21 protein-coding genes and 1 pseudogene are annotated in these 17,055 nt (G+C 69.1%); 10 read left to right on the top strand and 12 right to left on the bottom strand.

Translation table 11 applies throughout. The annotated features are described in order from the left end of the window. The first annotated feature begins 282 nt into the window (after positions 1-282). Both ACFYMM_RS26535 and ACFYMM_RS26540 read left to right on the top strand, forming a co-directional pair. Entirely contained in the window at positions 283-720 is a 438-nt protein-coding gene (locus tag ACFYMM_RS26535) for a glutaredoxin domain-containing protein (RefSeq protein ID WP_388390697.1), read from the top strand. A 540-nt stretch (positions 721-1,260) separates the two neighbouring features. Further along, positions 1,261-1,848 (top strand): GNAT family N-acetyltransferase, encoded by a 588-nt coding sequence (locus ACFYMM_RS26540; protein ID WP_388390992.1) that lies wholly within the window; start codon positions 1,261-1,263, stop codon positions 1,846-1,848. Here the strand turns inward: ACFYMM_RS26540 and ACFYMM_RS26545 are convergent. Genes ACFYMM_RS26545 through ACFYMM_RS26555 form a run of 3 tightly spaced genes read right to left on the bottom strand, consistent with a single transcriptional unit; the run spans position 1,787 to position 3,429 of the window. After that, positions 1,787-2,251 carry a hypothetical protein gene (locus ACFYMM_RS26545; RefSeq protein WP_388390698.1) on the bottom strand — a complete coding sequence of 155 codons (465 nt, stop codon included), beginning with the start codon at positions 2,249-2,251 and terminating at the stop codon, positions 1,787-1,789. The two genes, ACFYMM_RS26540 and ACFYMM_RS26545, sit on opposite strands and share 62 nt — an antisense overlap. Before the next feature lie 56 nt (positions 2,252-2,307). Then, complete coding sequence (locus ACFYMM_RS26550; protein WP_388390699.1) at positions 2,308-2,466, bottom strand: hypothetical protein; 159 nt, start codon at positions 2,464-2,466, stop codon at positions 2,308-2,310. A 24-nt stretch (positions 2,467-2,490) separates the two neighbouring features. Then, positions 2,491-3,429, bottom strand: coding sequence for a zinc-binding alcohol dehydrogenase family protein (locus tag ACFYMM_RS26555; protein WP_388390701.1), 939 nt, complete (start codon positions 3,427-3,429; stop codon positions 2,491-2,493). An 82-nt stretch (positions 3,430-3,511) separates the two neighbouring features. Here ACFYMM_RS26555 and ACFYMM_RS26560 point away from each other — a divergent pair, with 82 nt between their 5' ends. After that, entirely contained in the window at positions 3,512-3,985 is a 474-nt protein-coding gene (locus ACFYMM_RS26560) for a MarR family winged helix-turn-helix transcriptional regulator (protein ID WP_388390702.1), read from the top strand. 104 nt (positions 3,986-4,089) lie between these two features. Here ACFYMM_RS26560 and ACFYMM_RS26565 read toward each other — a convergent pair whose 3' ends face one another. Both ACFYMM_RS26565 and ACFYMM_RS26570 read right to left on the bottom strand, forming a co-directional pair. Further along, positions 4,090-5,001 carry an ADP-ribosylglycohydrolase family protein gene (locus ACFYMM_RS26565; RefSeq protein WP_388390704.1) on the bottom strand — a complete coding sequence of 304 codons (912 nt, stop codon included), beginning with the start codon at positions 4,999-5,001 and terminating at the stop codon, positions 4,090-4,092. 237 nt (positions 5,002-5,238) lie between these two features. After that, positions 5,239-5,886: an NAD(P)-dependent oxidoreductase gene (locus ACFYMM_RS26570; protein WP_388390706.1), complete on the bottom strand. Its 648-nt coding sequence runs from the start codon at positions 5,884-5,886 to the stop codon at positions 5,239-5,241. A gap of 78 nt (positions 5,887-5,964) precedes the next feature. Here ACFYMM_RS26570 and ACFYMM_RS26575 point away from each other — a divergent pair, with 78 nt between their 5' ends. Together ACFYMM_RS26575 and ACFYMM_RS26580 are read left to right on the top strand one after the other, a co-directional pair. Then, positions 5,965-6,531, top strand: a complete 567-nt coding sequence (locus ACFYMM_RS26575) for a TetR/AcrR family transcriptional regulator (protein WP_388390708.1) — start codon at positions 5,965-5,967, stop codon at positions 6,529-6,531. Positions 6,532-6,918: 387 nt separating this feature from the next. Then, positions 6,919-7,032 (top strand): helix-turn-helix transcriptional regulator, encoded by a 114-nt coding sequence (locus ACFYMM_RS26580; protein ID WP_388390710.1) that lies wholly within the window; start codon positions 6,919-6,921, stop codon positions 7,030-7,032. Between the two features lie 58 nt (positions 7,033-7,090). Here ACFYMM_RS26580 and ACFYMM_RS26585 read toward each other — a convergent pair whose 3' ends face one another. After that, entirely contained in the window at positions 7,091-8,011 is a 921-nt protein-coding gene (locus ACFYMM_RS26585; RefSeq protein WP_388390712.1) for an undecaprenyl-diphosphate phosphatase, read from the bottom strand. A 745-nt stretch (positions 8,012-8,756) separates the two neighbouring features. Between ACFYMM_RS26585 and ACFYMM_RS26590 the strand changes: the two genes are divergently transcribed. Further along, a complete protein-coding gene (locus tag ACFYMM_RS26590) occupies positions 8,757-9,941 on the top strand; it encodes a glutamate--cysteine ligase (RefSeq protein WP_388390714.1) in 1,185 nt (394 codons plus the stop codon). A 111-nt stretch (positions 9,942-10,052) separates the two neighbouring features. Further along, complete coding sequence (locus ACFYMM_RS26595; RefSeq protein ID WP_388390716.1) at positions 10,053-10,358, top strand: hypothetical protein; 306 nt, start codon at positions 10,053-10,055, stop codon at positions 10,356-10,358. 123 nt (positions 10,359-10,481) lie between these two features. On the opposite strand, the pseudogene ACFYMM_RS26600 reads toward ACFYMM_RS26595, so the two are convergent. After that, a pseudogene (locus ACFYMM_RS26600) lies at positions 10,482-10,739 on the bottom strand (phosphotransferase); the annotation flags it as partial. A 261-nt stretch (positions 10,740-11,000) separates the two neighbouring features. On the opposite strand from ACFYMM_RS26600, the gene ACFYMM_RS26605 reads away from it, so the two are divergent. Next, positions 11,001-11,645, top strand: a complete 645-nt coding sequence (locus ACFYMM_RS26605; RefSeq protein ID WP_388390717.1) for a GNAT family N-acetyltransferase — start codon at positions 11,001-11,003, stop codon at positions 11,643-11,645. Here ACFYMM_RS26605 and ACFYMM_RS26610 read toward each other — a convergent pair. Continuing rightward, the gene (locus ACFYMM_RS26610; protein ID WP_388390994.1) at positions 11,532-12,065 is read right to left on the bottom strand and encodes an AAA family ATPase; all 534 of its coding nucleotides are present in this window, start codon (positions 12,063-12,065) and stop codon (positions 11,532-11,534) included. The genes ACFYMM_RS26605 and ACFYMM_RS26610 overlap by 114 nt on opposite strands. Before the next feature lie 176 nt (positions 12,066-12,241). Here ACFYMM_RS26610 and ACFYMM_RS26615 point away from each other — a divergent pair, with 176 nt between their 5' ends. Further along, positions 12,242-12,793, top strand: coding sequence for a GNAT family N-acetyltransferase (locus ACFYMM_RS26615; RefSeq protein WP_388390719.1), 552 nt, complete (start codon positions 12,242-12,244; stop codon positions 12,791-12,793). Positions 12,794-12,826: 33 nt separating this feature from the next. Here ACFYMM_RS26615 and ACFYMM_RS26620 read toward each other — a convergent pair whose 3' ends face one another. Further along, positions 12,827-13,066, bottom strand: a complete 240-nt coding sequence (locus ACFYMM_RS26620; RefSeq protein ID WP_388390721.1) for a hypothetical protein — start codon at positions 13,064-13,066, stop codon at positions 12,827-12,829. 257 nt (positions 13,067-13,323) lie between these two features. Further along, positions 13,324-14,040 (bottom strand): SDR family oxidoreductase, encoded by a 717-nt coding sequence (locus ACFYMM_RS26625; RefSeq protein ID WP_388390722.1) that lies wholly within the window; start codon positions 14,038-14,040, stop codon positions 13,324-13,326. Between the two features lie 72 nt (positions 14,041-14,112). Here ACFYMM_RS26625 and ACFYMM_RS26630 point away from each other — a divergent pair, with 72 nt between their 5' ends. Further along, positions 14,113-14,928 carry a helix-turn-helix transcriptional regulator gene (locus tag ACFYMM_RS26630; protein ID WP_388390724.1) on the top strand — a complete coding sequence of 272 codons (816 nt, stop codon included), beginning with the start codon at positions 14,113-14,115 and terminating at the stop codon, positions 14,926-14,928. A 480-nt stretch (positions 14,929-15,408) separates the two neighbouring features. Here the strand turns inward: ACFYMM_RS26630 and ACFYMM_RS26635 are convergent, their stop codons facing one another. Then, positions 15,409-15,819, bottom strand: a complete 411-nt coding sequence (locus ACFYMM_RS26635) for an SgcJ/EcaC family oxidoreductase (protein WP_388390726.1) — start codon at positions 15,817-15,819, stop codon at positions 15,409-15,411. A 217-nt stretch (positions 15,820-16,036) separates the two neighbouring features. Next, positions 16,037-17,026, bottom strand: coding sequence for a sigma-70 family RNA polymerase sigma factor (locus ACFYMM_RS26640; protein WP_388390728.1), 990 nt, complete (start codon positions 17,024-17,026; stop codon positions 16,037-16,039). Between the last annotated feature and the right edge of the window lie 29 nt (positions 17,027-17,055).

A 17,055-nucleotide genomic window follows, 5' to 3' on the forward strand; every position in this document is an offset into this window, starting at 1 on the left:
CCGCCGTCGGTATGCGCGGCCTCCTGTTCGGCTTGTGTTTTGTTCAGGCAGTCCAGCGCACCACGGAGCAATTCGTAGTCATTCTCGCAAAGGCGTGGACCAGTTGCACCTCGACCGATTCTTGCGACAACGCATTACTTGCATACGGGACTTGAACTGATTCAAAGCCAGGAGAAGATCGCCGGTTGCGGCTGGTGGCACGATTCTTGGGCAGCACCCCGGGTCGGCGACTGAGCGGCCTGGTTCGCGGAGCATTTCGAGCTCTCGATAGCCTGCGTCACCATGATGCGTGTTTGGATCTTGCCAATGCTGTTCGTGTTCTGCGGCTCAGCCATCGCGATCGGGCTGCTCTTCGAGGGGAGCCCGGGCAGAGCCGCAACACTCCTGCTGGCGTTCCTGGCTCTCGCGGGCCTGAACTCGCCGCTGATCTTTCCGAAGTCGATCGGTGCGGGGGAGGCCCAACACCGCAGCACGATCGACGGCCGACCAGTCGTCTTCTGGCGTCCCGGCTGCACGTACTGCATACGCCTGCGCATCCGACTGGGCCGCAGCGCCGGCCAGTTGTACTGGGTCAACATCTGGCGTGACCCGGCAGGAGCTGCAAGGGTCAGGGAAGCCAACGACGGTAACGAGACCGTGCCGACCGTCGTCGTGGCAGGCCAGCCGCACACCAACCCCGATCCCCGTTGGGTGCGCGAACAACTCTCCCCTTCCGCCTGATCAGAAAGCGCGCCCTACGGAGAGGCGCGCGCAGAACCGAGCGGGCTGAGCGGGGTGGCCGGCTCGCGCCGTTCAGATGACTCCGAGCAGTCGGTTGCCGCCCAGGAGGGTGCGGTCCTTCTGCGGGAAGGCGACGAACGGGGCGGTGATCATGCTGCTGCCCTTGGCGGTGACGCCGTCGCTGCGCGTCCTCGGCCTCGCCTGCTCCGAGGATCACCGCCACCGGCCCGGCGTCGCGCTTGTCCGTGTCCTCCAGCGACGAGCCGACCACGATGTCCGCCAGACCGTCAGGTTCGGGTCTGCCACCGCGAGGACACCACCGAACCGCCACGGTGTGCTTCGTCATAGCCAAGCCCGCTGCCTGCTCAGCCCAACCGAAGGCCAAGCCGGGCCTCGCCTCGGGTGCCGCCCTCCGGGAGCGCTCGGTCGCGCCGGTGGGCGGACACCTCGTAGTGCCAGCCCACCGAGAAAACCCGTTGCGACTGACCCGCATCGGATGTCTGATTGGTCGGCCACCGATCGAGGAAGGGAAACATGAGGATGCCGCTCCCCACCCCCTCCTTGCACACCGCTCGCCTTCGGCTGCGTGCCTTCGAAGACGCGGATGCCAACGACCTCTTCGCGCTGCACACTAATGCCTACGTGCTGCGCTACTGGGACTCGCCACCCTGGAGCGAACGCGTGCGGGCCGAGAAGTTCATCACGGACTGCCGGCAGATGGCACAGGAGGGCACCGGGGCGCGGCTGGCCGTAGCTCGTGTCTCCGACGGGGCGTTCATCGGCTGGTGCAGCCTGAACAGGTGGAATCCGGACTACCGCAGCGCGTCTCTTGGCTATTGTTTCGACGATGCAGCGTGGGGCCACGGCTACGCGACCGAGGCCGCGCGCGCTCTGCTGCGGTGGGCATTCGACGCACTGGACCTGAATCGCGTTCAAGCCGAGACCGATACGCGCAACCTGGCTTCTGCCCGCGTGCTGGAGAAGCTCGGCTTCGTGCGTGAAGGCACGTTGCGGGAGGACTGTGTCGTCAACGGCGAGGTCTCTGACTCGTGGGTGTACGGGCTGGTCAGACGGGAGTGGCAGCCGTCGTCGCCCGGGACCGGGAGCAGGAGAAGGAGTCGGGCATGAGGGTCGGTGACACCGACGACGCCGGCCGGTGCCTCCAGGAGGGCGGCGAGCTCGGCCGGCACAGGCCCGGGCCGATGCGGTCCTGATCGTCGCCGGCCAGGGCGAGATCCCTGCTCCAGTCGGGGTGGGTGAGGACATAGTCCGTGCTCGTGAACTCCTCACCACTGTTGTAGTGCACGACGATCGTGAAGCCGCCGGCCGACACCGTGAACACGGGCCACGCCGACGGGTCGTGGAGCTTGTCCAGCATGGCGTTCGCGTCGCCCGCGTCGGCACCGAACGCCTCCGGCGGGAAGCCCTCAATCAGGTCCGCCAAGTGCGCGGGCCAGAAACCTGGCTCGTACAGGAGCGGAACCCCGTCCACGACGGGCGACGAGGAGTACCAGTGCCGTGCCATCACCATGGGTGGATTCTCCCCCTGCCCAGTCATGGCGGTCGCAGACGTCACCGAGGCGGCGTTCAGACCTCGTTGAAGACGTGCTCCGCAGCACCTGGATCGGCGAGGTCCGCGTCCACGGCCGCCGTCTCGGCGCCCCGTTCCGCCAGGGTCTTGGCGATGGTGTTCGCCGCATACGCCTCGATGCCCCAAGCCGATCGGCGCTCCGTCCGGCTGGGCAACACGCCTCCCGATGCGACTCGGCTTCACGGCAGCAGGACGACCTTGCCGAGGTTGGCACGGGCTTCGATGATCTCGTGCGCGCGTGCCGCCTCGGCAAGCGGGATCCGGGCGTGGACGACCGGCTGCAACTGTCCGGACATGGTCAGCTTCCACAGCTCGTCACGGTGCTGGTCGTAGAGTTCGCGCTGGGTGTTCGCAAACCTCGCCATGGTGAGCCCGGTGATGGTTTTCGATCCTGCCAGGAGCTCGAAGGCGGGGACAGTGCCGCCGCCCGAGTTGAAGAAGACGAGCCGCCCGCCGGGTGCAAGGGCCGAGACGGCGCGCGGGAGTAGGTCTCCGCCGACTCCGTCCAGGACGACGTCGACTGGTTCCCCCCAGTCCTCGCTGTCATAGGTCACGATCTCGTCGGCGCCCAGACCGCGGAGGAACTCGGCTTTGGTGGGCGAACTCACGGCCGCGACGACCCGTCCAATTCCCTGAAGCTTGGCCAATTGGACCGCGAGATGCCCCACTCCGCTCGCGGCGCCTGTAATCAGGACGGACTCGCTCACGAGGGGACGGGCCGTGGCGAGGGCGGCGAGGGCGACGTGTCCGCTGCGCACCAGCGCGACGGCCTGGCCGGCGCTCGCTCCGTCCGGTATGCGGCTCGCCATGAAGCCGGGGGCGATTGCCAGTTCGGAATAGGAGCCGCCACGGAAAGTGAGCGACGTGATGCGGTCACCGACCTCGAAATCCACTACGTCCGGACCGAGTGCGATCACCGTTCCGGCGACCTCCCCTCCAAGGACCCCTGGTAGCGGTGTCCTGCCACCTTCTCCGCGAACCTTGCGCACGGAGGGAAGGGTCACGCCGATGGCTTCCGTGCGAACCAGCAGTTCCCCAGGGCCGGGCTGGGGGTCCTCCGCGTCTTCGACACGGAGCACTTCCGGACCGCCGTACTCATGGAAACGAACGCGCCGCATGCACACCTCCAGGTCATTGGGATCCCCAACGATAACGAAAGGTCGTAGGGAATCCCAATGATTTTGTGGTTAGTCTGGCCCCATGTCCGAGACCACCCGCGCTCCCGCCCGTATTCGCTCTCTCCCCAGCTGGCTCCTGGGCCGTGCCGCGGCTCGGGGGCACCGGCTCGTCGCCGAGGCCCTCGCTCAGGTGGGCATGCGGATGATGCACCACGCCGTCCTGTCGGCCGTCGCCGAACTGGGCCCCGTCTCGCAGGCCGAGCTGGGCCGCAGCCTGAGCATCGACCCCAAGGACATGGTCGCGATCCTCAACGACCTCCAGGACGACGGCCTCGTGACCCGCACGCCGGACGCCAGGGACCGTCGCAAGAACGCCATCGCCCTTTCGCCGAGCGGGAAACGTCGCCTGCTCCAGACGGAGAAACTGGGTCGTGAGGCGAACGATGAGCTGACCGCAGTCCTGACGCCGGACGAGCGGGCCCAGCTGATGGGTCTCCTCGCGCGCATAGTCCAGCAGGAAGAGCCCTGCGCCGAGACCGGTCCAGGTGGCGTATAGCGGCTCGTACGCATAGAGCACGCAGCCTTGCGCCGCGGCCAGTGTGGATGGCGCAGGACGCCGGCCAGCCCCCTGGAGCCGCCTTCCTCACGGATCGGGAGTTCTTACCCCGTCACGACCTGGGGCAGCGGTTCGCAGGCTGCGTGCCAGGCGGGAGGGAGGGCAGCCACACCCGTGCGCGCGGCGATCACCCCGCCCGCAATGGCGCAGGTGGTGTCGATGTCGCCGCGCCCAGCGACCGTGAACCACAAACCCTCGTGCAGATCGTCGAGGTGCCCCGCCGCGCACCACAGGGCGTACGGGACGGTGTCGGGCCCCGACATCCGGTAGCCGGAGCCCAGGACCTCCGCCGCGTGCCGAACCGAGGTGCGCTCCGGCATCCGGGCCGCGACCCGCACTCCCGACCGGACGTCGCTGTCGGGGAGTCGTTCGGCGACTGCCTGAAGGAAGTCCGACCTGGCCGGGGCGTGCCCGCCCCGGCTGCGGGTGGCCAGCGCCGCGGCAAGAGCGACCGCCACCGCTGCGGTGATCGCCTCCGGGTGATGATGGGAGACGGCGCCCTGGCGGGCGGCCTGCTCTGCGACCGCGTCGAGGTCGCCGGCGTGCCAGGCGCCGAGCGGGGCGGCGCGCATGGCTGCGCCGTTGCCCCAGGAGCCCTGGCCACCGAACTGTCCGACGACCACTTCCTGCCAGGGCTCGCCCGCGCCGATCCGGCGGAGCACGTCGTGCATCGAGGCTCCGTACCCGCGGTGCGTGTCGTCGGCGTAGGCCGCCGCGAAGCGTAGGGCGAGGCGGTCCTGGTCGACGGTGCCGCCGCCCTCGGCGAGTTCCCGGACGAGAACGAGCGCTTGGGCGGTGTCGTCACTCCACCGCCACAGCGGCTCCGGGGGCAGCGTCCGCGCCTCCAGGCCTGCCGGACCGTCCCGGCGCAGGATGCCGAACCATCGGTCACCGAAGGCGTCGCCGAAGGCGAGCCCGGACAACGAATCCAGAACGGCAGTAGGCACGTTGATCATCGGGACAGTTTCGCAGCGCGACGGCGCTTCCACGCACCGTTTTTGGAGCGGACAGGCTTCTGATCCGCGCTGGGAGATTCCCGTCGGCTGGCCGGGCGGGTTCCCGACCAGGCGTGGAACGGCCGGCCGGAACGTGGTTCCAGCCATGAACGCATGACCAGAACTCATTGCCGTCGGGATCGTGCATCGGTGATGAGGAGGAGCCTGCGCGACCGTGCTCCACGGGCATCGCCGGGGTCAGTTGCCGACGGAGACGACGTGTCCGGCGCAACCGGGGTCGGCGGCGGCGTCCAGCATCGCCGTGGCGAAGTCGGCCCTGGTTATCTGGAAGCCGCCGAGGACATTGCGGTCGACTCCGCGACGGTAACCGCCCTTGCTCTCGCGGTCGGTCAGCCGTCCGGCCCTGACGATCGTCCAAGGTACGCCGGAGGCGCGGACGATCTGTTCCGCCTGGTGCATGTCTTCGATCATGTGCCGGAGCAAGGGGGCCAGGACGACCGGCTTGACGAAGAAGCGGGTGAGCGGGTCGTCGCCGGGGCCTGGGGCCATCGCGCTGTTGCTCGCGAGGACGAGCCGCGGTCCGTGGTGACCACTGGACCGGATCGCAGCGGTGAGGAGGCCTGCCGTGTCGGCGCACACGCGGGTGGGGTGCTTGAGATCGCGGGTGCCGATCGCGCTGATGACGGCGTCGCGTCCAGCGATGGCCGCCTTGACGGCGGTGTCGTCCGCCGAGTTCGTCTCGACAATGGCGATTTGTTCCCGCAGGTCGGGGGGCAACCTGGCCGCGTCACGTACAGCGGCGGTCACCTCGTGTCCCGCGTCGAGGGCCTGGCGGACGATCTGGCGGCCGGTTCCGCCGGTCCCGCCGAAGACGGTGAGTTTCATTGAGAACCCCCTGGGGTTAGTAAATATTCACTCACCCATAGAGTGGGTAAGCACTCACTCACCTGTCAAGGGGGAATCATGAACGCGCGGGAGCGGATCCTGGACGCGGCTGCCTCGGTGATGCGGGAACATGGCGTCGCCCACGCGACGACCAAGCAGATCGCGCGTGCGGCGGGTTACTCCGAGGCGCTGCTGTACAAGCACTTCCGCGACAAGGAGGAGATCCTCCTGCACGTCCTGCAGGAACGGATGCCCACTTTCCCTGGCGGGGCCGTTCCCGGCGAGGAGACCGTGGAGGCCAACCTGGTCGCGGTGGCCCACGGCGCGCTGCGGTTCTACCTCCACGCATTCCCGATGATGGCGTCCATGGTGGCTCAGCCCCGACTGATGGCGGCGGCCCGCGAAACCCTGACCCGTTACGGCGCCGGCCCACAACGCCCGGTCCGCATGCTGGCCGACTACCTCCAGGCCGAGCAGAACCTTGGCCGCGTCTCGACTGACAGCACTCCCGAGGCCGCCGCGGCACTCCTCATGGGCGCCTGCTTCCAACAGGCCTTCCTGCGCTACTTCGGCGGCGGGCCCGACTTCACCGAATCCGCCGCCGCCGACCTCGTACGCGGCCTGCTCCCCGCCCTGCTGCCCTGACCGACCAACCCCGCACCAACAGGATCGCCACCTGACCACTCAAAACGAAGCCAAGACTCGGCGGACTGCCCATCCTGCCCGCAGCGACTCACAGCGCTTCACCACCCGCGCTGGGTCCTCGCCGAGTCCTGGCTGAGTCCTGGCTGAGTCCTGCGGTCTCACCGATGAGCACGCCCATCTCTCCCGGGGCGACAGCGCCCGGCTCGGCGCCACCTCGGTCGATCTCGCAGCGGGCCGCCTCGCACGGCATGCCGACCGGCAGACCCTACGCGTGGCCACCTCACGGCAGCACGCGCGGTTCCACCAGATCGCGACGTCGTCCGGCAGCAGCGCCCCGCCCGCTGCCGACGGGACCCGGCCGACCCCGCTCAGCGCACGATCCCCATCGTGCGCCATCGGAAATGCGCTGGGCGTACCCGAGGCCATCCATCCCACTTCACCCGCGCCTTCCGCGCCTCCACAGGCATGAGTCCCAGCGAGTACCGCGCCGCCGAAGGCTGAACACCGCAACGACGGGGCCGGCGCTCATGCAGCATCGCTGCGATGCCGCACAGCGAAGTCAGGCGATGGTGAAGTAGGCCAGGCTGCCGAGCCCGGCCAGCGTGCAGTAGACGGCGAACGGGATCAGGGTTCGGTTCTCGAAGTACCGGACCAGGAAGCGGGTGGCGAGGTAGGCCGCGACGAAGGCCGCGACACTGCCCGCCAGCAGCGGACCGCGCAGGCCGTTGCCCTGGGGACCGAGGAGCGGGGGCAGCTTGAGCAGCGCCGCTCCGCCGATCACGGGGGTGGCGAGCAGGAACGCGAAACGGGCGGAGTCCTCGTGGTTGAGGCCCTTGAAGATGCCCGCGCTGATGGTCGAGCCGGAGCGGCTGATGCCAGGGAGGAGGGCGAGGATCTGGGCCGCGCCGATCGCCACGGCCTGGCGCATGGTCATCCGGGTGATCCGACGGTCCGACAGCTCGTCCGGCGCCAGGTGTTCCTCGTCCGCGGAGACGGCGTCCTCCGCCCGCCGCCGGCCGGTGCCGCCGCGCCGCAGTTGTTCGGTGACGAAGAGGACGATGCCGTTGAGGGCCAGGAAGATCGCGGTCGGAACAGGCCGCCCCAGTGTCGTACGGAAGACCTTGTCGAGGGCGACGCCGGCGATGCCCACGGGAATGCAGGCAGTGATGATCAGCCAGGCGAGTCGCTGGTCCACGGTCTGGATGCGGCGTTGCGTGATCGACGTCGTCAGCCCGCGGATGATTCGGACCCAGTCGCGCCAGAAGAAGACCACCAGCGCCAGTGCGGTGGTCAGGTGGAGGCCCACGAGTTCATTGAGGTACAGGGATCCGTCGGCGGAGACGTCCAAGTCGTGCTTCCAGTGTCCGCCCAGTAGAGCGGGTATCAGGATGCTGTGCCCGAGGCTGGAGACCGGGAACAGCTCGGTGACGCCTTGCAGCAGGCCGACGCCAATGGCTTCGGGGTAGGTCAGGAGGGACATGGATGGCTTTCGGCTCGGAATGCAGGGGTGAGGTTTGGGGCAACGCTCGCGGCGGCTCCGACCAGCCAGAAAGCTACTACATCTTGTAAAATTTGATGTCCTGAGTGCGAGGTGTTCATGTCGGCGCCCCGCAAGGTTCACCTTCACCGGTCGACTGTGGCTTCGGCAGCTGTGACCAGCGCGTGTGCCTGTCGCCGGTTCGGCGGCCCTGGTCGGGGAGGGGATCAACCCGGTGCGCCCGACGGCGTACTACGGCGCCGGCCACCGGCGCCGTTCTGCTGCAGCCGCCCGCCCGCCCACAGATCCGCGTCTTGATCGTCAGACAGCAAACCTTCGGCTCCCCCAGGACTTGAGACCGGCCCGCGCCAAGATGCCCCGTCGCGCCAGCGCGACCGACGCCTCCGGCTGACCGGCCAGGGAGACGAGCCCTCGCGAAGTTCCCACAGGCGGCGCGAGTACCGCGACCGGAAGACCGATGAGGAACTGGCGGTCGGCGTGCCGTCGGCTGCCCTCCCGCTGTGCCAGGTGCCCTGCGAAATCCGACGTCCGGCCGGTCGAGTTGTGCCTCCGGGAGAGATCGGGCCTGAAACTCGCGGCCCCGTGGCTCGCGGCGGCGCGGCAGGTTTCACTTCCACAACCAGCATGCTCATGGTGCGCACTCGTGGGCGTTCGCATGGTTGTGAATCGGACGAGTACACCTTTTTACCGCGTGCCCGGCAGAGTCCTCTGTCACAGTGCACAGACCATGACAAGTCAGCCGGAGCAGCAGTCACCGCCGGACGACGCCCCCGCCATCGGCCCCGGCGCCCCTGTGGGGGTGACCGCTCCGCTGACGGTGGGGGTGGAGGAGGAGTTCCTCCTCGTCGATCCCATCACCAGGGCCGTCAGCCCTCACGGCCCGCAAGTGGCCACCACGGCTGCCGGTGAACTCGGCCACCGCGTCGGCACTGAACTGACCCGCTACCAGGTCGAAGGACGCACCGAGCCGCACACCCGCCTGGCCGAGGCAGCCGAAGAACTCCGCGCCACCCGAGCGGCTCTGTCACGCGCGGCCGCCGGGCGTGGTCTTCGCATCGCCTCCAGCGGATCCCCGATCATCGGCCTGGCCACCCCCGTACCCCTCACGCCAGGCCCGCGGTACGCGGAGAGCCTGTCCCTCTTCCGCGCGCTGGACGACGAGCAGAGCGCGTGCGCGTGTCACGTGCACGTTGGCGTGGCCGATCCCCGTGAGGCGATCGAAGTGAGCAACCACCTTCGTCCCTGGCTGCCCACACTGACCACGCTCACGGCGAACTCGCCGTACTGGGCTGGCCGCGACACCGGTTATGCCAGCTGGCGCACCATCAACTGGGGGCGATGGCCGGTAGCCGGACCACCGCCCTACTTCGAGTCCCCCGCCCATTTCCAGGACCTGGTAGAAGAACTCATCCTCACCCGCACCGTAATGGACCGCGGAGGCCTCTACTGGGACATCCGCCCCTCCCACCACCTGCCCACCGTCGAGGTGCGCGTCGCCGACGCAGGACTCACCACCGAGGACACCATCCTGCTCGCCGCCGTCATCCGCGCCCTCGTCACCACCGCCCTCGCCGCCGTCCGCGCCGGCGAGGAGGCACCCCGCCCCGCCCCCGAGCTGCTGCGCGCGGCCTGCTGGCGGGCAGCGCGCGACGGTCTCACCGGGCACGCCCTCGACCCCATCACCCGCCGACTGATCCCTCAGACCACGCAGGCCGAACGCATGCTGCGTATCCTCTCCCCCGCGCTGCGCCGCAACGGCGATCTCGACCTCGTACGCACCCAATGGGGCCGCCTGCGCACCCACGGAAGCGGAGCTGACCGGCAGCGCGCCGCCTACCGCCGCCGCTCCAGCCTCCACGACGTCGTGGACCATGTCATCGACGCCACCTACACCCCGCCAACCCCCTGGTGAATGCATCCCTACGGGCCCCGCGAGCGGTCCGACGACTTGCCGTCGCTTCCGCTCGCAGTCGAACCTCAGCACCTCCCGCTGCTGAACCGTCGCGGCGCCTGAAGGAGTCGGATGGGGCATGCGCTGCTCATGCAGACGGGTCAGCCAGAGGCTTCATCAAAGAACTCCGCTCCGAACGCGGTCAGCTTCGAGCCGCTATGCGGTAGCACCTCGGGCATCGGCTCGACCGGATCAGCAACCGGAGCCCTGACCGAGCGAATCTATGAACTCACCGGAGTCAGCAGGAAGTTCGAACCCGAGATGGCCCAGCTCCGGCCACTCGCAGATCACGTCCAAGAACTTCAGCAGGACCTGGCAGCGGCTCGCACAGGCCTGCGTCAGATGATCCGGGACGGCAATCAGCGCGACTTCACCTGAAGGAGACCGCTTGCCTCTGTCACGACGCGGAGGCGCTGTGGAAACTCCCCAGGGCCTGCTCGATTCCCCGCTTGGTTGAGCAGTAAGCGATGAAGTCGAGGTCGCGCCCCGGACCGCCTTGGCTCAGCCCAGCGCGTCCATCAGGGCGGTGACATAGGCATCCAGCCGCTCGGCCGCGGCCGCGGCCGGCGTCCCGCCGGCCTCCTGGTACGCCTCGGTGAAGCGCAGGCCCCAAGCCGGGCCGTGCAGCAGCGCGAGACTGGTGGAGCAGTGCGCCACGTCGAGGTCCGCCGGGCCCCACGAGGCCGCGGCCCAGTCGACGACGCCGGTGATCCGGGCACCGACGGCACCGGCCGGGTTCCCGGGCGGCAGGTCGCCGTGGTCGTGACTGCCCACAACGGCGCGCTCGCGGGCCGCATCGGCGACCTTCACATCGACGCGCTCCACGTCGGCCAGGGACACGAACAGACCGCCCGTGACTGGGCAGAGGCGTGGTGCGCACAGCGCGGTGCGCGCCGACTGGACGTACGACTCACCGAGCCCGCCGGTGAACTGTTCAACGGTTACGACGTCCGGGGCCAACTCAGGGCACGGCGCGCCAGTTCCCCGCCGGAACCACTCGACGGCGTCACCGCACGACCGATGACACCCGCCGAATATCCCGAGTGGCTCACCTCCAAGAAGGCGGCATACGTCGGCGACATCGTCCGGGCAGGAGCCCTGAGCCCGGAGGAGGCCGTACGCAAGTCCGACCAGGACTTCGCGAAGCTGATCCCCAACGGCCTGGCGACGCCCGGCAACACGTTCCTGGTGCTCGAAGCGGCGGGCGAACAGATCGGCACCGGCTGGCTGAAGCACGGGTACCTTCCGGAGGTCACCTACGGCTACTCGCTGTACATCGAGGACCAGCACCGCGGCAAAGGCTACGGGCGGGCCGCGATGACGGTCGGCGAACAGGCAACGCTCGCAGCCGGCGACTCGACGCTGATGGTCACCGTGGGGCGGCAACGAGGTGGCGATGAACCTCTACACGAGCGCCGGCTACCGAGTCGTGGTGGACAACCGGTCCGTCGACCTTCCCCGCTCCGTGGCCTGACACGACTCACCACGGACGGCAGAACCGCCGTGCGGCCGGCTTGTCATGCGCAAGAGACAGGCGCAACGGCGCCCCGCTCAGCAGTCCAGTGGGGGCAGGTGGGCCAGGCCGGTGTCGAGCATGATCCGGTCGATGGTCTCGTGCAAGGCGCTCTGGGCGCCGATGACGGTTTCGATGCCGCCGGGCAGTAGATCGCGCGGCCCGTACCAGTCGCGCAGTTGCGCCTCGTTGACGTCGTCGCCGATCGGCTTGGTGGCGTGCCGGGCGAGGGTTTCGCCGAACGGCACGTCCAGGTAGTAGCCGTGGGTCGGGCCCCGGTGGTCGACACGCAGCCGGGTGAGCATGTCGCCGTAGTGGTCGGCGTGGAGGATGCCTTCGACCACGACGTGATAGCCGGCGTTCAGGGCGTAGCGGGCCGTCAGGTCGATCAGTCCGATGTTCGCCGCCCGGGGCCGGTCGTGCTCGCGCAGCACGATGCGGCGGAGGTTGTCCTGGCTGACCAGGGCGAGGCCGCGGCCGAACCTCTCACGGAGACCGGCCGCGACCGAGGATTTCCCTGAGGCGCTGTTGCCGCGCAGCACGACCAGCCGGGTTTCGTCAGTGCCCACCATCACGACGGTCACGTTATCGACCACCGGTGACAGCGCCTGGGGCTGCGGGGCACCGTCGACACCTACGCCCGGACAAGCGCAGGCCGGGGCACCGCACGATCCGGTTGCCTCGGGCCGGTGGCTTGATCGGTTCGCGCGTCTTGATCGCTGTGAACCTGCTGGCTAGGTTGGCCGACATGACCGATCCGAGACCCCTCGCCTGGCCACCTGCCCCGATCAAGACCGAGCGGCTCGTACTGCGCGATTTCGAGGCCCGGGACCGCGCGACGGTCATCGAGCTGAACGCCTCGCCAGAGGTGGGCACCTACCTCGGCGGCCCCCGACCGCGCGACGAGCTCGAACGCACGGTGCCTCAAGTACCCGGTAGGCGCCCTGGCTGGTTCGCGGTCGAGCTCGACGGAGCGATGATCGGCACGATCCAGCTCAAACCGCATGCCCCTGAGCTGCCCGGCAGCAACCACCGTCGGGAGGCCGCGGGAACCGAGCTCGGCTACTTGTTCCTGCCGGAGGCGTGGGGGCACGGGTACGCCGCGGAGGCGTGCACAGCGGCACTCGGCTGGTTCGCCGGCGCGCTGCCCGATGAGCCGGTGGTGCTCTACACCCAGACCGCCAACGTCCGCTCGATGCGCCTCGCGGCGAAGCTCGGATTCGTCGAGCTGGAACGCTTCGAGGCGTACGACGCCGAGCAGTGGCTCGGCTTGTGGTCTTCGGTCACTCAGCCCGCTTGAGCTCGTGCTCGACCGAAGCATCGGCACGGGCCCCTACTCCGCCGGATCCTCCTCGGCGTGCCGAACCGCCTTCTTCACCGCCTGCTCCAGCTCGTACCGATCACTCCCGGTCTCCTCGGCATGAGCGGTGATCGCAGCCTGCACCGCTTGCGACGCCGTACGCCAGCGCCGCCACTGCGCGTCGTACTCCTCACCCGACAGGCCGGCCAGGCGGGCACGCTCCGTCTCGGCGACGCGTTCCAGCTCGATCAGATTTTCGGGGACGTCTGCCACGTGCACGGATCCTAAGCGGCTCGTGCGGTATGCCGACCTTCAGACTTGCCGCCCAAACGGGTACAACCACCGTCGGATCCGGCAGGTCATGGGGCAGCCACAAACCGCAGCTCCGGAGGTTGATGGCTCGGCCAGGATGACGACGGTGGCCGACTGCTCGCCGGCTGATCGACCCACTGCGCAGCCTCATCCGCAGAGCCTGGACCACCGACCGTGTGCGACACACGTCCCCGGCGCCGCCCATGACTGATGACCGATCACCAGGGCACGGGCGTTCCGTCCCAGGAGAAGAAACCGCCGGTGGGACCGTCGTCCGGCAGCAGGGCCAGGTGGAGGGCACCCTGCGCGGCCTCGGCCGGGTCGCCGCCGGCAGCGGCGGCCCGGGGGTTCAGATCGGTGGCCCGCAGGCCCGGGGCGAGCGCGTTGACCTTGAAGCCGTCCTCGGCCAGCGTCTGGGCGTAGAAAACGGTGAGTGCGTTCAGGGCGGCTTTGGACGACCGGTAGGCGGCGGCGCCACCGCTTCCCGGGGTGAATTGCGGGTTGGGGCTTGTGCTCCAGGCCAGCGACGCGGTGCCACTGGAGACGTTGACGATGCGCGGGTGCGGGGACCGGCGCAGGGCGGGCAGGAAGGCATTGGTCACCGCTACCACCCCGAACACGTTGGTCTCGTACGTGCGCCGGTACGCCTCGAGGGAGGTGTCGGCCGGCGGGGCCAGTGACGGTGAGATGCCGGCGTTGTTGACCAGCACGTCCAGGCGGTTCACCTGAGTCGCGGCTCGTGCGATGCCGTCGGGATCCGTCACGTCGAGGACCAGCAGCCGGGCTCCGGCACCGATCTCCTCGACAGCCCGCTGTCCGCGCCCCGGGTCGCGGGCGCCCACGTACACGGTGAGGCCCTCGGCCGCGAGCAGCCGGGCGATGTGCTTGCCGATGCCCTTGCTGGCACCGGTGACCAAAGCTGTGCGATCGTTCATGGAGACCACGATCCCCTGGCGGTGGGTGCCCTGCCAGGGACAGCCTGTACCAGGCAAGAGCCAGGAGGTGGCATGGCGAGGCAGGAGTTGGCCCGCTTCCTTCGGGACCGTCGGGCGGGCCTGCGTCCGCACGAGGTCGGGCTGACGACGACGGGGACCGCCCGCCGTACGCCGGGCCTGCGCCGCGAGGAGGTGGCGGAGCTCGCCCACATGTCGGTCGACTACTACACGCGGCTGGAGCAGGCCCGGGGAGCGCGGCCATCGGCCCGGATCCTGGACGCGCTGGCCCAGGCGCTGCGGCTCACGACGGCCGAGCGCAGCCACCTGTTCCGCCTCGCGGGATCGCACCCGCCGCCCGGCAGCAACGCCGTGCGACGGGTACGCCCGCATGTGGCCCGGATGCTGGAGCGGCTGCCGGAGACCGCTGCCATCGTCACTGACGCGGCGTACGGCGTCGTCGCCTGGAACCCCCTGGCCCACATGCTGCTCGGCGGCGACCCCGGAGGCGGGACGACAAACCTGGCCCGGCGCCGCTTCCTGGGCGAGGGACGGACGTACGAGAGTTCCAGCGCCGAGGAGTTCGGTCACATCGTGGTGGCGCGGCTGCGCCGGGCCGCTGACCGCTACCCGCACGACCCCCAGCTCACCGCTCTGCTGGCCGAACTGCACGCCGGCAGCGAGGAGTTCCGGCAGATCTGGCAGACGCGTCCGGTCCACGCTCCCGGGCACCGCAGCAAAATCCTGGACCACCCGGAAGCCGGCACGCTGCGGTTGAACTGTGACGTCCTGCTCGTGCCAGAGGACGACCAGGAGGTTGTTCTGATCACGGCCGACCCCGGATCCCCTGCCATGCGGGCCCTGCACGAGCTGGCCAGGCAGGTGACCTGAAACGTCGCGGAGGACTCCGGAAACTGCTCACTGGGTCAGTGGTTCCCCCGAGGGGTGCCGGGGAGGAGGGGTGTGGGGTCGGCCCGCTCCTCCCCGGGGATCCGGGTCTCGTCGCCCCGCTCCATTCGGTGCTCGCGACGGCGAGCGGCGGCATCGCCTCGGCGCCGCGCTCGGAGCAGGTCCGGGGCATGGGATCGGTGAGGCCCCAGCGGGTCCAGCCCCCGCACGGTCTGCGGCGTACTGGGCACGCGCCTGAAGTTCCTCGTCGCCGAGCGGAGGGGGCACGGGGTCTGTGGCCGGCGCGCGCCAGAGCTGGACCAGGTGGCGTTCTCCGTGATCGCCGATGCCGGGGGTTTCGTCGTCGGCATGGCGGTACAGGCGCATGCGTACTCACTCGCCGCCCGCGCCGGGAGACGGCACCTCCAGAGGTGCTTCCTCGTCCCGGCACCGCGCTCCATCACTGCCGGCGCGGGGAAGGGCTTACCGCACAGGCGCCAGCACGGGGCTGTTGTGATAGGCGGCTATCAGCCATCGGCCGTCCCGCTTCTCGAAAACCCAGGTCGCGTTCACTTTGCCTGTGTCCGGGACCTCGGCCTGGCCGGTGAACAGGATGCCGGATTCGCTGACGACGATCGCGGCGTCCCTGCCGACGAAGCGGAGGCTGAGCTGCTTGTTGTAGGTCGAGCTGCCCTTGAGTGGCCCCGCGAAGGCCAGGGCCATGTTCTCGCGGATGACGTCACGGCTGTCGCGGAGCGAGCCCGTCATGATGGCGGTCGCATCCGCGGTGTAGTTGGCGACCATGCCCTCGGCGTCGCCGGCCTCCCACGCCTTGTAGGAGTCGACCAGCACGGCCTGGATGGCGGCCTCGTCTTCCGCACGACTGTCTGACATCGGGTTCTCCCTGGTGATCGGTTCGCCGGGTATTCCGGCGAAGTCGTGACTACATACCGGCGGTGAGGTCGGAACTCATCGCGCCCGAGGCAGAGAGTCGCTGCGAAGTGCTCGACAGGGCTGCGGTCGGCCGGTCGATCCGGTCCGGATGTGGCCGGACGGGGAACGCGTCATGACCGGTGAACCGCCCGGTCAGTGCGTCCGGCAAAGCGCCGGATCAGCCGACGACGTCGACAAGTCCCTGGGCGTCGAGTCTCGGCGCCAGACCGAAGGACGAGAAGACGTCGGGATCCTGGAATACGGAATTACGGCTGGTGCCCTCGGCGGAGACGGTGAAGATCTGGAGTGTGTGCAGCTCGTATCCGGTACCGACACGTCGATAGGCGGCGAACCCGGGCTGGCCGCCGTTGGCCGCGACCGACTTCAGACACCAGTGCGTTCCCGCATGCTCGAAGACCCACTCCATGAACAGGGCGTAGTTGTCGGGGCCGGTGAACCAGTTGAGCATCGGCGGCATCTCCATCAGCACGTCCTCGGTGAGGAGTCGCTTGAGACCCTCGACGTCGGCACGCTCGAACGCCTGCATGTAGCGATCGACCCAGGCTCGCTGCTCGCCTGCGGACGGCTCGCTGAGACGTTCCTGCCGCAGCCCGACTTCCTTCATACGGCTACGCGCCCGCTGCAGGGAACTGTTCACCGATACGACGGTGGTGCCGAGGATTTCCGCTGCCTCTGACGCGGAGAAGCTGAGCACGTCACGCAGGATCAGCGCACCACGCTGACGCGCCGACAGGTGCTGCAGGGCGCCGACGAACGCCAAGCGCAGACTGCTGCGATCCACCACGGCTCTGCCCGGATCGCCCGCCTCCAGCAACGAGTCCGGCAACGGCTGGAGCCAGGAGACGTTCTCACCCCGGGCGAACGGGTCGAGCGGGCCGGACTCGGCCACCAGCCCCGACGGCAGCGGCCGGCGGGCGCGCACCTCCAAGGCGGTCAGACAGGTGTTCGTCGCGATCCGGTAGAGCCAGGTGCGCAGTGAGCTGCGAGTACCGTCGTACTGCTCACGGGCCCGCCACGCCCTCAGGTACGTGTCCTGGACCAGGTCCTCTGCGTCGTGAGCCGAGCCGAGCATGCGGTAGCAGTGCGCCAGCAACTCCGTCCGGAACGGCTCGATCAGGCGATCGAAACCCTCTGCCTTCGTCGTCACGCCCCGCCCCTTCTCTCATCGAGAGCACC

It is taken from the genome of Streptomyces sp. NPDC006739 (genome assembly GCF_042869815.1).
In the GTDB taxonomy this organism is placed as follows: domain Bacteria; phylum Actinomycetota; class Actinomycetes; order Streptomycetales; family Streptomycetaceae; genus Streptomyces.

What these genes read in the sequence shown, in the direction of transcription:
- ACFYMM_RS26560 (WP_388390702.1), top strand. Translation starts at nt 3,512, where the DNA reads ATGTCCGAGACCACCCGCGCTCCCGCCCGTATTCGCTCTCTCCCCAGC.
- ACFYMM_RS26575 (WP_388390708.1), top strand. Translation starts at nt 5,965, where the DNA reads ATGAACGCGCGGGAGCGGATCCTGGACGCGGCTGCCTCGGTGATGCGG.
- ACFYMM_RS26565 (WP_388390704.1), bottom strand. Translation starts at nt 5,001, where the DNA reads ATGATCAACGTGCCTACTGCCGTTCTGGATTCGTTGTCCGGGCTCGCC.
- ACFYMM_RS26545 (WP_388390698.1), bottom strand. Translation starts at nt 2,251, where the DNA reads ATGGTGATGGCACGGCACTGGTACTCCTCGTCGCCCGTCGTGGACGGG.
- ACFYMM_RS26610 (WP_388390994.1), bottom strand. Translation starts at nt 12,065, where the DNA reads ATGGTGGGCACTGACGAAACCCGGCTGGTCGTGCTGCGCGGCAACAGC.
- ACFYMM_RS26540 (WP_388390992.1), top strand. Translation starts at nt 1,261, where the DNA reads ATGCCGCTCCCCACCCCCTCCTTGCACACCGCTCGCCTTCGGCTGCGT.
- ACFYMM_RS26615 (WP_388390719.1), top strand. Translation starts at nt 12,242, where the DNA reads ATGACCGATCCGAGACCCCTCGCCTGGCCACCTGCCCCGATCAAGACC.
- ACFYMM_RS26570 (WP_388390706.1), bottom strand. Translation starts at nt 5,886, where the DNA reads ATGAAACTCACCGTCTTCGGCGGGACCGGCGGAACCGGCCGCCAGATC.
- ACFYMM_RS26625 (WP_388390722.1), bottom strand. Translation starts at nt 14,040, where the DNA reads ATGAACGATCGCACAGCTTTGGTCACCGGTGCCAGCAAGGGCATCGGC.
- ACFYMM_RS26535 (WP_388390697.1), top strand. Translation starts at nt 283, where the DNA reads ATGATGCGTGTTTGGATCTTGCCAATGCTGTTCGTGTTCTGCGGCTCA.
- ACFYMM_RS26630 (WP_388390724.1), top strand. Translation starts at nt 14,113, where the DNA reads ATGGCGAGGCAGGAGTTGGCCCGCTTCCTTCGGGACCGTCGGGCGGGC.
- ACFYMM_RS26635 (WP_388390726.1), bottom strand. Translation starts at nt 15,819, where the DNA reads ATGTCAGACAGTCGTGCGGAAGACGAGGCCGCCATCCAGGCCGTGCTG.
- ACFYMM_RS26605 (WP_388390717.1), top strand. Translation starts at nt 11,001, where the DNA reads ATGACACCCGCCGAATATCCCGAGTGGCTCACCTCCAAGAAGGCGGCA.
- ACFYMM_RS26590 (WP_388390714.1), top strand. Translation starts at nt 8,757, where the DNA reads ATGACAAGTCAGCCGGAGCAGCAGTCACCGCCGGACGACGCCCCCGCC.
- ACFYMM_RS26555 (WP_388390701.1), bottom strand. Translation starts at nt 3,429, where the DNA reads ATGCGGCGCGTTCGTTTCCATGAGTACGGCGGTCCGGAAGTGCTCCGT.
- ACFYMM_RS26595 (WP_388390716.1), top strand. Translation starts at nt 10,053, where the DNA reads ATGGGGCATGCGCTGCTCATGCAGACGGGTCAGCCAGAGGCTTCATCA.
- ACFYMM_RS26585 (WP_388390712.1), bottom strand. Translation starts at nt 8,011, where the DNA reads ATGTCCCTCCTGACCTACCCCGAAGCCATTGGCGTCGGCCTGCTGCAA.